Source organism: Acidocella sp. (genome assembly GCF_013044125.1).
GTDB lineage: Bacteria > Pseudomonadota > Alphaproteobacteria > Acetobacterales > Acetobacteraceae > Acidocella.
The window spans coordinates 1-13097 of sequence record NZ_JABEVC010000053.1 but is presented as its reverse complement, the minus strand read 5'-3'; the positions used below and the strand labels follow the sequence as shown (position 1 = coordinate 13097).

Genomic DNA, 13097 nt, shown 5'->3' with positions numbered 1-13097 from the left:
GTTATAGCCGGGGGGGGGCGGGGGATGGCAAGACAAAAATTGTCAACCATAAATTTGTAATACAAGTTGATAAATTTCTTGCCTAATCCGTGACGGATAGTTTATGGAGGCTGCGGTATACTTACCATCAGATTCTGTATGGTGGAATTTATATAACAAATTTTGAGCTAAAAAGGTTAGAGGAGGAGATGATCCCATGAGTTTCACCGCCGCGCAGTTCCGTGCATGTCTGACCGGGATTTCCGGCATTCTGGTCGCGCCGTTTGACCAGGATGACCAATTTGCCCCGGCCCGGCTGAGGCCGGTGGTTGAGCGGGCGGTTGCGGCGGGGGTGCATATCCTCACCGCCAACGGCAATACCGGCGAATTTTATGGCCTGACGACGCTGGAGGCCGAGCGGGCCGTGCATACCGCGGGCGAGATGATCGCGGGGCGGGTGCCGCTGCTGGCGGGTATCGGGCGCGCGGTGGGCGATGCGCTGGCGCTGGTGAAGGCCTCGCGCGCCGCCGGGGCCGCGGCGCTGATGGTGCATCAGCCGCCCGACCCGTTCGTGGCGCCGCGCGGGGTGGTGGAATATGTTCGCCGCATCGCCGATGCCGGGGCGGGGCTGCCGGTGGTGATCTATCTGCGCAATGACGGCATCGGGCTGGACGCTATCGAGGCGCTGTGCCGGATTCCCGAGGTTGTGGGCGTGAAATGGGCAACGCCGGCGCCGCTGCGGCTGGCTGAGGCGATGCGCAGGGCTGATCCGGGGATTGTGTGGGTCGGCGGGCTGGCGGAGACCTGGGCGCCCGCGTTTTATGCGGTGGGCGCGCGCGGCTTCACCTCCGGGCTGATCAATGTCTGGCCGAAACATTCCATGGCCATCCATGAGGCTCTGGAGGCGGGCGATTACGCCAGGGCGCGCGCGTTGATCGCGGTGATGGAAAGTTTTGAGGCGTTGCGCGCGGAAGAAGGCAACGGGACCAATGTTTCCGTGGTGAAGGCGGCGCTGGCGCTGATGGGCAATGATTGCGGCGCGGTGCGCCCGCCGGGCGCCTGGCCGTTGACGGCGCGCCAGGATGCGGAATTGCGCCTGCGCCTGGCGGAATGGAAATTGATGCCCAAGCCGGAGGCGGCGTGATGGACGCGGTGATGCAGTATGAGGGGCTGCGGCTGCTGGGCGGCGGCGGGGTGAAAACCGGGGTGGTTGCCTTCCATGGCGTCGCGGCGGCCACGGCGGCGGCGCTTCTGCCGGGTTTTGGTGAGGCTGATGCCGGGGATGTGGCGCAGGCCTGCGCCTGGGCGGAGGCGGCTTTTGATACCTATCGCGAGACTGCGCCACAGGTTCGCGCGGTGTTTCTCGAGACCATCGCAGCCGAAATCATGGCGCTGGGGGATGCGCTGGTTGAGGCTGCCTGCGCCGAATCCGGCCTGCCGCGCGGGCGCATCGAGGGGGAGCGCGGGCGCACCTGCGGGCAGTTGAAGCTGTTTGCCGCCGTGTTGCGCGCAGGGCGCTTTGCCGATGCGCGGATAGACCCCGCGCAACCCACCCGCGCGCCGTTGCCGCGGGCTGATTTGCGGCTGCGCAATATTGCGCTCGGGCCGGTGGCGGTGTTCGGGGCCAGCAATTTCCCGCTCGCCTTCTCGGTCGCGGGCGGAGACACGGCCTCCGCCCTGGCGGCTGGCTGCCCGGTGGTGGTGAAGGCGCATCCCGCGCATCCGCAAACCTCCGCGCTGGTGGGACAGGCGGTGGCGGCCGCGGTGGCGGCGTGCGGCTTGCCTGTTGGCGTCTTCTCGCTGCTGTTTGGCGCGGGTAATGCGCTGGGCGCGGCGCTGGTGGCGGATGCGCGGATCAAGGCCGTGGGCTTTACCGGCTCGCGCGCCGGAGGGCTGGCGCTGGCGGGCATCGCCGCGCGGCGGGCGGAGCCGATTCCGGTTTATGCCGAGATGAGCAGCATCAACCCTGTGTTATTGATGCCGGGGGCGCTGGCGGCGCGCGGCGCGGCGCTGGGGGCGGGCTTTGCGGCCTCGCTCACGCTGGGGGCGGGGCAGTTCTGCACCAATCCCGGGCTGCTGCTGGCGGTGCAGGGGGCTGGGCTGGACGCCTTCATTGCCGCCGCCGCGGCGGCGCTGGATGCCGCCCCGGCGCAGACCATGCTGAGCGCTGGCATTCGTAACGCCTATGAGACTCATATGGCCGCGCGCCTTGGGCATGCGGGCGTGCGGGTGCTGGCGCACGGGGCGGGGGGCGCGCTGTTTGCCGCCGATGCCGGGGTGTTTATGGCCGAAGCCGCGCTGGCAGAGGAGATTTTTGGCGCCGCCGGGCTGCTGGTGGTTTGCCGCGACGTTGCGCAACTGCGTGAGGTGCTGGCCGGGCTGGAGGGGCAGTTGACCGTGACGTTGCATATGGACGAGCCCGATTATGAGGCCGCCCGCGCGCTGCTGCCGCTGCTGGAGCGCAAAGCCGGGCGGATTCTCGCCAATGCCTGGCCGACCGGGGTGGAGGTGTGCCACGCGATGGTGCACGGCGGGCCGTTCCCCGCGACATCGGACAGCCGCACAACCTCGGTTGGCAGCAAGGCGATTGAGCGGTTTCTCCGCCCGGTCTGCTACCAGGATATTCCCGCGGCGCTGTTGCCGCCGGAGCTGGCGGATGCAAACCCGCTGGGCCTGCCGCGCCTGGTGGATGGGGTGATGCGGGGATGAAACCGCGCCTGGTGGTCACGCGCCGCTTGCCAGAGGCGGTGGCCGCCCGCGCCGCCGTAGAGTTTGAGGCGCTGTGCGGCGAGGACATGACGCCGCAGGAAGCGCTGGCGGCAGCGGTTGAGCTCCGCGCGGCGGCGCTGCTGGTGAGCGGGCGGCTGCGGCTGGATGCGGGGTTGATCAGCGCTTTGCCCGCGAGCCTGCGCATTGCCGCCAATTGCGCCGCCGGGATTGATAATATCGACATCGCGGCGGCCAGGGCGCGGGGGCTTATCGTCACCAACACGCCCGATGCGGTGACCGATTGCACGGCTGACTTCGCCTTCATGCTGATGTTGAACGCATGCAGGCGCGGGGCGGAATATGCGCGGATCATGCAGGCGGGCTGGCGGCGGCGTTTTGGCATGGATGAGATGCTGGGCGTGCGTGTGAGCGGCAAGCGGCTGGGGATTTTGGGCATGGGGCGCATCGGCCAAGCGGTGGCGCGGCGCGCGCGCGGTTTTGGCATGCAAGTGCTCTACCACAACCGCACCCCGCTGGCGCTGGAGCTGGCGCAGGGGGCGGAATATTTCGCCACGCTGGAGGCGATGGCGCCGCAGTGCGATATTCTCAGCCTGCACGCGCCGGGTGGCGAGGACACGCGCGGCATCGTCGGCGCCAAGGTTCTGGCCCTGCTGCCGCGCGGCGCCGTGCTGGTGAATACCGCGCGCGGCGCGCTGGTGGATGAAGCGGCGCTGATCGCGGCGCTTGGCTCCGGGCAGTTGTTTGCCGCCGGGCTGGATGTGTTCGCGCAGGAGCCCGATTACGATTTGCGTTTGCGCGGCTTGCCCAATGTGTTCCTGACCCCCCATATGGGCAGCGCCACGCTGGAGACGCGCACGGCCATGGGCATGCGCGCGCTGGATAATATCGCCGCCGTATGTGCCGGGCTGCCGCCGCTCGACCCGTTATATTAACGAAGCAAAGAAGGAAGGATTGCCATGACAGATGAACGCTCCGCCCCCGCTGGGGCGCGCAAGAAGCCAGAGGAGCTGCGCTCGGCGCGTTGGTTCGGCCCGGCGGATCTGCGCTCCTTCGGCCACCGCTCGCGCGCGATGCAGATGGGCTACGCCCCCGAGGAATGGGCAGGCCGCCCGGTGATCGCCATTCTCAACACCTGGTCCGATCTCCAGCCTTGCCATGCGCATTTCAAAACGCGGGTAGAGGATGTGAAGCGCGGTGTGCTGATGGCGGGGGGCTTTCCGGTTGAGCTGCCCGCGCTCTCGCTCTCGGAGAGCTACCTGAAGCCGACCTCGATGCTCTACCGCAACATGCTGGCGATGGAGGCGGAGGAGCTGTTGCGCGCGCATCCGGTGGATGGCGTGGTGCTGATGGGCGGCTGCGACAAAACCACCCCCGCTTTGCTGCTGGCGGCGACAAGCATGAACATCCCCGCCATCTTCGTGCCCGCCGGGCCGATGCTGCGCGGCAACTGGCATGGCAAAACCCTTGGCTCGGGCAGCGACAGCTGGAAATACTGGGATGAGCTGCGGGCTGGCAAGATCACTGAGAAGGACTGGCTCGGCGTGGAGGGCGGCATCGCCCGCTCCTATGGCACCTGCATGACCATGGGCACGGCCAGCACGATGACCGCCATCGCCGAGGCGGTGGGTATGGTGTTGCCCGGCGGCTCCTCGATGCTGGCGGCGGATGCCGGGCATATCCGGCTCGCCTCGGAGTCTGGCAGGCGCATCGTGGAGGCGGTGTGGGAAGATCTTACGCCCCGGAAGATCCAGACCTTCGAAGCCTATGAAAACGCCATTGCGGTGGCGATGGCGATGGGCTGCTCGACCAATGCGATCATTCATCTCATCGCGATGGCGCGCCGCGCCGGACATGCTATCGGCCTCGCCGATTTCGAGCGGTTCTCGCGCAAGGTGCCGGTGATCTGCAATGTCCGCCCCACGGGCGATACGTATCTGATGGAAGATTTCTTCTACGCCGGCGGGATTTTGGCGTTGATGAACCGGATGCGCGAACATCTGCATCTGGGCTGCATGACCATCAGCGGGCGGACCCTGGGTGAAAATATCGAAGGCGCGGAAGTCTATAATGAAGACGTGATCCGCACGCTCGACAAGCCGATTTATGGCGAAGGCTCGCTCGCGGTGCTCACCGGCAATCTCTCCCCGCAGGGCTGCGTGATAAAGCCCGCGGCGATGGACCAGAAATTCCTGAAACATTCCGGCCCGGCCATGGTGTTCGATGATTACCCGAGCCTGAAGAAGGCGGTGGATGATGAGAGCTGGGACATCACCGCCGATCATGTGCTGGTGTTGCGCAACGCCGGGCCGCAGGGCGGGCCGGGGATGCCCGAATGGGGCATGCTGCCGATGCCGAAGAAGCTGCTCAAGGAAGGCCACAGGGATATGCTGCGGATTTCCGATGCGCGCATGAGCGGCACGAGCTACGGCGCCTGCGTGCTGCATGTGGCGCCTGAGAGCTTCATCGGCGGACCGTTGGCGCTGCTGCGCACGGGCGATATCGTGAGCATCGATGTGGATGCGCGCAGCATCAACATGGAGGTGCCCGAGGCCGAGCTGGCCGCGCGCCGCGCCGCCTGGGCCAAGCCGGAGACGCATTATGAGCGTGGCTACGGCTGGGTGTTCACCAAGCACATCCAGCAGGCTGATGAGGGTTGTGACTTCGATTTCCTGCGCACGGATTTCGGCGCGCCGGTGCCTGAACCCTCGATCTACTGAGGGGAAACAAAAACGCCGCCTGGAGGGGCGGCGTTTGCATTTGCGGGGCTGGGCGGTTTTTCAGCCCTGGCGGGCGCTGCGCCAGGCGGCGAATTTGATCTCGGTCTCCGGGTCGGTTGGGGGGTAGAGGCCGAGGATCGTGGCGCCGGCCTGCACCTGGGCGGTGACGAAATCCTCAAACAGGGTCATCTCCGTTGCTTCATCGGCGATTTCGTCGGCCAGATGCGCGGGGATCACCATGACGCCATCGGCATCGCCCACCAGGACATCGCCCGGGAAAACCGGGGCGTCGCCGCAGCCGATTGGCTCGTTGATGGCGATGGCGTGGTGGTGAGTGAGGTTGGTGGGCGCGCTGGGGCGCACATGATAGGCGGGGAAGCCGAGGCCCGCGATTTCGGCGCTGTCGCGAAAACCGCCGTCGGTGACAATGCCGGCCACGCCGCGGCGCATAAGCCGGGTTATGAGGATGCCGCCCGCGGAGGCGGCGCGCGCGTCCTTGCGGCTGTCGATCACCAGAATTGATCCGGGCGGGCAGGTCTCCACCGCGACGCGCTGCTTATGGCCGCGATCGCGAAAGGCGGAGACAGGGTTGAGATCCTCGCGCGCGGGGATGTAGCGCAGGGTGAACGCCTCGCCGACCATGCTTTGCGCGGGCGGGCTGAGCGGCAATGCCCCTTGGATGAACTGCTGGCGCAATCCGCGCTTGAAGAGCGCGGTGGCGAGTGTCGCTGTGCTGATGCGGGTGAGTTTTTCGCGTGTTTCTGGCTTAAGCATTTAATTCCCCTGAAAATGCCGGACGCGCGGGGCGCCCGGCGGTCTGCGTCTAGAAGGTCACTTTTGTCTCGAACCCGAACACCCAGGCATTCGGGATGTGCTTGTAGGAGAATGTACCCGGATTGATGACATATTGCACGTTGGGATGGATCAGCAACCACGGGGTTGCGGCGAGGCCGTAGCCGACTTCGACCAGCCCTTCTCCCTCGGAGAGCGAGGGAGTGGTGATGTTCTGGGCGGCGAGGGCGGCCTGCCTGGCCGCGATGTTGCGATGATTGATCCCGGCGCGGACGTAGGCGGCGTTCAGGTAATCATGCGGGCGCGAGTCGAACGGCCCGAGCGCCACCAGCCCGGCGGCGATTGTGTTGGCGAACACGGCGGTGCGCGCATCCGAGACGGAGTATTGCGCGAAACCCACCAGCCCGCGCTTGGCTGTGCCATCGAAGCTGAAGAGCATCTGGTCCGCCAGGATATAAGCGCCGTAACGGCCCTTATCGAGCTGGTTTGGCGTCACCGCGTCGGCCACCTTGGAGGTGTCATAATACACGCCAACCTTGTAATGGCCCGGCAGTTCCGCCGCGCCGAAGGCGGTGGTGTAGCCGATTTCAGCGGGGATGAGCGCCCCGGTGGAACCGGAGGTGCTGATCTTCAGCCCGTTGCCGGGGCTGCCGTAGGTTGGGTTCACGTCATACACGCCAACCTCGCCATAAAGTGCGGGGGTGACATTGAGCTTCACGCGCGCGCCCCAATGGCCGGTGGGGTTATCGGCCCAGCCGGAGGAGTTAGGCAGATTTTGCGGATGCGCGCAGAAGCCGACGTTCTGGAAATCGCAGCCGATGGGGGTGGAGCCGAAATCGTTGCCCATGGGATAGAGGCCGAGCTTGACCATCAGCATCTTGTCAAACAACGCCTGCTCGATGCTGAGTTCGGTCAGGCGTGTGGTTTCACCCGCGCCGTAGACCTCCTGCACCGCCAGCTTGTTGCCGATGAAATCAGCTGAGGCGTTGCGGCCCTCGCGGGTGTTGAAGCTGAGATTCAACACCGTGCCGTTCAGCCCGGCCAGCTTACCGAGGTCGATGGTCATGCCGTAATAAAGCTGCTGGGCATAGCCGTTGCCCTGGCGCTTGCCGCCTGACATCACATCGGCGAATTCGCCAACATGTCCGCCGTGCAGGTCGATGCCGATGCCCTCAAGCTTGGTGCGCGCGCCGTTCCAGTTGCCGGTCATGGTTTTCTGGTTCAGCCAGGTTTGCAGCGACTGCGCATGCGCAGCCGATGCCATGAGCGCGGTGCAGGCCACCGAAGCCAGTGCGTGGCGGCGGATTGATGTAAACTTATATGTAAATTTATAAGATGAATTTTGCGTACCCATTGGGTTGCTCCCTGGTTTGTTTTGGTGCGGCGGTCGTTTATTCGCCGCGGCTTGCGTACAAATCAACGCTTAAATTGTCAAATAAAATTATAACTAAATTACAAATCAATGCGATTTCTGGGCGTTTTTTTGCTGAACGCGATGAATTGCTGGTATTTTTTGTGTAGTTGTAATGTTGTCTGGGCTATTTTGGTGAATTTTCTAAAAGTCGTAAAAACAATTGACATATTGGTGCGATCGTTGTCATATGCGCCGTGGCCACGGCGCGAGGCGCGGTGCCGGCGTAGAAACGAGAATTGCCCTGGATAGCGGGTACAACGGGAAACGAACGGAAATGACAATGGAAAGAATTACACGCAGGAGCGTGCTGGGTGGCGTTGCGGCGGCGGGAGCGGCAGTGGGTTTGGCGGAGATGGGCGGCATTGCGCGCGCCGCGACTCCGGCGCTGCCCACCTCGCCGGTGAGCCTCAGCATTGTTGACGTGGCGGGAACGCTGGCGCTCACCCGCCCGGCGTTTGATGCCTATCTCGCGCAGAAGCCGCATCTGGTCTCCAAAATTGTTTACAGCGCGGCGCCGGCGCCTGAGTTGCCGGGCAAGCTGAAGGCCGAGCAGTCCGCCGGGCGGCTGGATATCGACATGGTGCTGACCGGCATCGACGCGCTTTCGGCTGGCATCAAGCAAAAAATCTGGCAGCCCTTGCTGCCCAATTATGCCGCCAGCCTGCCTGACCCGGCCAGCATCTACCAGCCGAACGCGCTCAGGATGCAGGGGTTTGCCGAGAATCAGGCGTTGGAGGTGGTGTTCTGCCCGGCTGGCCCGTTGCTGGAATACAACCCCGCCATGGTGGCGACTCCGCCGACCACGGTTGAGGGGCTGCTGGCCTGGGCGCAGGCGAATCCGAAGAAGTTGATTTATGCCCGCCCGGCGAATTCCGGCCCGGCGCGGATTTTCCTGATGGGGCTGCCCTATCTGTTGGGGGATTCCAACCCGCGTGACCCGCGCCACGGCTGGGATAAGACCTGGAGCTACCTGGCGCAGCTGGGCAAGACGATTGAGTATTACCCATCGGGCACGGGCGCGGTGATGCAGGAGCTCGGCTCGGGCCTGCGCGCGATGACCCCGACGCAGACCGGCTGGGATATCAACCCGCGCGCGCTGGGCGTTGTTCCCGCCTCCGTGCAGGTGACCAAGTTCGACAACCAGATCATCGTCTGCGATGCGCAGTACATGGCGATCCCCAAGGGGGTGAAGCCTGAAAAACTTGCTGTTTTGCTGGATCTGATGAATTTCATGCTGGCCCCGGCGCAGCAGGCGGTGACCTATGACGCGGGTTATTTCTACCCCGGCCCGGCGGTGAAGAATGTTCCCCTCTCAATGGCCCCGGCCTCCAGCCAGCAGGTCATCCAGAAATTCGGCCGCCCGTGGTACGATGAGATGATTGCCACCGCGCCGACCTATATGCCGCTTTCCGCTGATGATCTGGTCTATGCGCTGGGCCGCTGGGATCAGCAGATCGGCGTGATTACCGCCTGAGAAAAACCAAGAGGAGTTCAAGACCAATGACAATTTCCGCAAAAAATTTCCGGGAGCTCAGGCTTGAGGGCATGCGCCGCGACTTTGGCGGCATGAACGCGCTCAAGGATATTTCTCTCACCGTCCGGCGCGGCGAGTTCATCGCGCTGCTCGGGCCTTCGGGCTGCGGCAAATCAACGGCCTTGAACTGTCTGGCCGGGTTGCTGCCGCTGACCGGCGGCAGCATCTGGCTTGATGAGACACGCATCGACCATCTCAAGCCCGAGGAGCGAGGGTTTGGGATGGTGTTTCAGAACTACGCGTTGTTTCCGCATATGAGCCTGCGCAAGAACATCGGCTTTGGCCTGCGCATGCAGAAACTTCCGCGCGAGGTGATCGACGCCAAGGTGGAAGAGGCGCTGGCCTTGGTGCGCCTCACCAAGCAGGCGGATAAACTGCCGGGCCAGATCTCGGGCGGGCAGCAGCAGCGCGTGGCGATTGCGCGCGCGATTGTGGTGGAGCCCCCGCTGGTGCTGATGGATGAGCCGCTCTCCAATTTGGACGCCAAATTGCGTTTGGAGATGCGCGCAGAGATCCGGCGAATTCATAACATGATAGGTTGTTCCACGATTTATGTGACGCATGACCAGGACGAGGCGCTCTCGCTGGCGGATCGTATCGTGGTGCTGCGCGAGGGCGAGATGCGCCAGGTCGGCACGCCCCACGAGCTTTACGCCCGCCCCGCCCACGCTGATGTCGCCGAGTTCATGGGCTATCGCAACATCCTCAAGGCGCAGGCGCAGAGCCATGATGGCGCCAGACTGCGCATGCGCGTGGGTGGCGCCGAGATCGCGGGTTGCGCCATAGAGGCCACGCCGGGGCGCGATGTGATTGCGGCGATGCGCCCGGAAGACCTGACACCCAGTGACAGCGGGCCGATTGCCGCCTCGGTGGTGTCCGCTGAATATCGCGGCCGGGATTTCTACGGCCTGGCGCGCACGCCGGAGGGGCTGGAGCTGTGGTTCCGCTCCGATATCGCGGTGCGTCCTGGCGAGGCGCTGCGCCTTGGCGCGCCGGCGGAGCGCGTGCTGGTTTATGCCGGCGGTGCGGCGTGAGCGCGGCGATGCAAGGCATGGCCCTGACCCCGGCGGCGCCCGAGCGCGCGCGCCTCTCCCAACGGCTGGCGCGGCGGGGCTTTGATGTTACCACGCTGCTGCTGCTGCCGGCCCTGCTGTTCGTGATGGCGCTGTTCGTCTACCCGGCGATCTATGGGCTGTGGCTCTCGCTCCACCCGATGAACGGCGGCGGCGCGCTTGCCAACTACATCAATTTCTTCAGCGATGCCTACAAATACGATACGATCTTCACGACGCTGAAGCTGGCGATTCCGGTTACCTTGGTGAACCTGCTCATCTCAGTGCCCATTGCCCTGCGGGTGCGCCATATGCGCTATCAGCGCATACTCACCACCATACTCATCATCCCGGTCACGCTGGGCACGGTGCTCACCGCGCAGGGCATGCTGAACTATCTCGGCCCGCTCGGCTGGTTCAACCGGGTGTTGATGCTGCTGGGGATCATCCACGAGCCGGTGCGCCTGGTGCATGATTTCACCGGCGTGTTCCTCTCGCAGATCGTCGGCGGGTTTCCATTCTGCTTCATGCTGGTGCTCTCTTATGTCACGGGGATCGACCCATCGCTGGAGAGTGCGGCGGCGATGCTGGGGGCGGGGCCGTTCGCGCGCTTCCGCCATATCATCCTGCCGTTGCTGGGGGCGGGGCTTGCCATCACCTTCTGTCTCGCTTTTGTGCAGGCTTTCGCGGTGTTTCCCTCCGCGGTGCTGCTGGGCGCGCCCTCCGGCCCCACGCGCGTCATCGCCATTGCAGCCTTTCATGCCGCTTATGAGGAATATGATTATTCAATGGGTTCGGCGGTCGCCATCATCATGGGCGCGGTGCAGATCATCGTGGTGATGCTGGTGATGAAGGCAAGTTCGCTTCTCTATCGCGGCCCGGTGGCCGGCGGAAAAGGGTAAGACCATGACATTCAACAACGAAATGGGTGCCCGGCTGTGGCGCCTGGCGATCTGGGTTTTCATCGGCTTCTTCATCATCAACCTCGTGGGCATCATCGCCGCCGTGGTGGTGGATTCCTTTGGCACCTCCTGGTTCAATTCCTGGCTGCCTGGCGGCTTCACCACCAGCTGGTACAGCCAGGCCTGGAGCTCGTTCCAGCTTGGCGGGGTGCTGCTGGTCACCTTCGAGGTGGCGGGCGCGGTGCTGCTGGGCTCGGCGCTGCTAGGCGTACCCGCGGCCTATGCGCTGGCGCGGCGCGATTTTCCGGGCAAGCGCTTTGTGATGCTGATCTTCGTGCTGCCGCTCATCATTCCGCCCTTCACCTACGGCATCCCCCTGGCCTCGGTGCTCTACAAGTTCGGCCTGGGCGGCACGCTCACCGGTGTTATCCTGGCGAACCTGATGCCGAGCGTGCCTTTCGTGATTTTTATCCTGGTGCCTTTCATCGAGCAGATCGACCCCAGGGTGGAGGCGGCGGCGCGCGTCTTTGGCGCGGGCACCGGGGCCCTGCTGCGCACCGTCATGGTGCCGCTGCTGGTGCCGGGCATATTGGCCGCGCTGCTGCTGGTGCTGGTGCGCACCATCGGTATGTTCGAGCTCACCTTCCTCACCGCCGGGCCGGGTAGCCAGACGCTGGTGGTCGAGCTGTATTACTCGGTCTTCGCAGCCGGGATGCGGGCCAATCAGTCAATTGACGCGATGGCCGTGATTTATATGGCGACGAGCCTGATCTGCCTGGTCATCGCGCTGCGCTTTGTCGACCCTACGCAGATTGTGGGCCGCGCCAAGCGGACGGCGCACTGATGCCCGCGCTCAAGCTGGCCCTCACCGGGGCCAACGGCGCGCTGGCGCAGGTGCTGCGCCCGCGCCTGCTGGCGCGCGGCGTGGCGCTTACCTCAACGGGCATTCGTCCGCCCGTGCCGGTTAGTCCGGCGGAGCGCGTGCTGGCGGGAGACCTGCGCGACCCCGCCGCGGCCGACGCCGCGCTGGAGGGTGCCGATATGGTGCTGCATCTTGCCGGCAGCTCGGTGGAGCGCCCGCTGGCCGAGATCATCCAGAATAATCTGGTGGCGCTGCAACAGGTTTATGAGGGCGCGCGGCGGCACAAGGTGCGCCGGGTGGTGTTCGCCTCATCCAACCATACCATCGGGATGTACCCCATTGGCCAGCGCCTGCAGCTCTCCGACCCGCCGCGCCCGGATGGCAATTACGGGCTCAGCAAGGTCTGGGGCGAGGCGATGGGGCGGCTCTACTGGGACAAATTCGGCATCGAGACGGTGGCGCTGCGCATCGGCAGCGCGCTGGCGGCGCCCGCCGAGCCGCGCCATTTGAGCACGTGGCTCGGCCATGAGGATATGGAGGCGCTGGTCTGGCAGGCGCTGAGCGTGCCCGATATCGGCTTTCTCACCGTCTGGGGCGTCTCGGCCAATACGCGCAGCTGGTGGGATAATGCGCAGGCCGCCGCTCTTGGCTACCAGCCGCGCCAGAACGCCGAGGATTATGCCGCCGCCATTCTCGCCCGGCCAGATCCCGGCTGGCTCTGCCAGGGCGGGAGCTTCGCCACGGCGGACGTGCAATGAGCCTGACCGGCGCCTTCGCCGCGCTGGCCGATACGGGCTGCGCGGTGGGTGAATCGCCGCTGTGGGACGCCGCGCGCCAGGCGCTGCTTTGGGTGGATATTCCCATGGGGGAAATTCACGAACTCACCCCCGCCACCGGCGCGCGGCGCCTCTGGCGGCTGGAGGGGCCGGTGGGCAGCATCGGCCTGGCGGTGGATGGGCGGCTGGTGGTGGCGCGCCGCCACGAGGTTGGGCTGTTTGCGCGCGCCACCGGCGTTTATGAAACTTTGGCCCAGGTGCTGCCGCCCGACCCCGAGCTGCGCCTGAACGACGGCAAAGTGGGGCCGGATGGCGCCTTCTAGGTGGTCTCCGTAACAG

At 64.9% G+C, this 13097-nt stretch carries 12 protein-coding genes; 10 read left to right on the top strand and 2 right to left on the bottom strand.

Annotation, left to right across the window (positions count from 1 at the left end):
* Positions 1–196 precede the first annotated feature (196 nt).
* From HKL97_RS03015 to araD, 4 genes are read left to right on the top strand one after another with little or no spacing between them, the layout of a single operon-like run.
* Positions 197–1123, top strand: a complete 927-nt coding sequence (locus HKL97_RS03015; protein WP_291422627.1) for a dihydrodipicolinate synthase family protein — start codon at positions 197–199, stop codon at positions 1121–1123.
* Between the two features lie 11 nt (positions 1124–1134).
* Positions 1135–2688: an aldehyde dehydrogenase (NADP(+)) gene (locus HKL97_RS03010; RefSeq protein WP_408820632.1), complete on the top strand. Its 1554-nt coding sequence runs from the start codon at positions 1135–1137 to the stop codon at positions 2686–2688.
* Positions 2685–3641: a D-glycerate dehydrogenase gene (locus tag HKL97_RS03005; RefSeq protein ID WP_291422625.1), complete on the top strand. Its 957-nt coding sequence runs from the start codon at positions 2685–2687 to the stop codon at positions 3639–3641. Before HKL97_RS03010 ends, HKL97_RS03005 begins: the two co-directional genes overlap by 4 nt.
* 24 nt (positions 3642–3665) lie before the next feature.
* On the top strand, positions 3666–5426 hold the full coding sequence (gene araD, locus HKL97_RS03000) for an L-arabinonate dehydratase (protein ID WP_291422624.1): 1761 nt from the start codon (positions 3666–3668) through the stop codon (positions 5424–5426).
* 60 nt (positions 5427–5486) lie between these two features.
* On the opposite strand, the gene HKL97_RS02995 is transcribed toward araD, so the two are convergent.
* Positions 5487–6200, bottom strand: a complete 714-nt coding sequence (locus tag HKL97_RS02995; RefSeq protein ID WP_291422623.1) for a ribonuclease activity regulator RraA — start codon at positions 6198–6200, stop codon at positions 5487–5489.
* Between the two features lie 49 nt (positions 6201–6249).
* Positions 6250–7482, bottom strand: coding sequence for a carbohydrate porin (locus tag HKL97_RS02990; RefSeq protein ID WP_291422622.1), 1233 nt, complete (start codon positions 7480–7482; stop codon positions 6250–6252).
* A 430-nt stretch (positions 7483–7912) separates the two neighbouring features.
* Between HKL97_RS02990 and HKL97_RS02985 the strand changes: the two genes are divergently transcribed.
* From HKL97_RS02985 to HKL97_RS02960, 6 genes are read left to right on the top strand one after another with little or no spacing between them, the layout of a single operon-like run.
* Positions 7913–9106: an extracellular solute-binding protein gene (locus HKL97_RS02985; protein WP_291422621.1), complete on the top strand. Its 1194-nt coding sequence runs from the start codon at positions 7913–7915 to the stop codon at positions 9104–9106.
* Between the two features lie 26 nt (positions 9107–9132).
* Entirely contained in the window at positions 9133–10200 is a 1068-nt protein-coding gene (locus tag HKL97_RS02980) for an ABC transporter ATP-binding protein (protein ID WP_291422620.1), read from the top strand.
* Positions 10197–11120, top strand: coding sequence for an ABC transporter permease (locus tag HKL97_RS02975; protein WP_291422619.1), 924 nt, complete (start codon positions 10197–10199; stop codon positions 11118–11120). Before HKL97_RS02980 ends, HKL97_RS02975 begins: the two co-directional genes overlap by 4 nt.
* A 4-nt stretch (positions 11121–11124) precedes the next feature.
* Positions 11125–11964 (top strand): ABC transporter permease, encoded by an 840-nt coding sequence (locus HKL97_RS02970; protein ID WP_291422618.1) that lies wholly within the window; start codon positions 11125–11127, stop codon positions 11962–11964.
* Positions 11964–12740 carry an NAD(P)-dependent oxidoreductase gene (locus tag HKL97_RS02965; RefSeq protein WP_291422617.1) on the top strand — a complete coding sequence of 259 codons (777 nt, stop codon included), beginning with the start codon at positions 11964–11966 and terminating at the stop codon, positions 12738–12740. The genes HKL97_RS02970 and HKL97_RS02965 overlap by 1 nt, the downstream gene beginning before the upstream one ends.
* Positions 12737–13081, top strand: coding sequence for an SMP-30/gluconolactonase/LRE family protein (locus HKL97_RS02960; protein WP_291422616.1), 345 nt, complete (start codon positions 12737–12739; stop codon positions 13079–13081). The genes HKL97_RS02965 and HKL97_RS02960 overlap by 4 nt, the downstream gene beginning before the upstream one ends.
* The last annotated feature ends 16 nt before the right edge of the window (positions 13082–13097 follow it).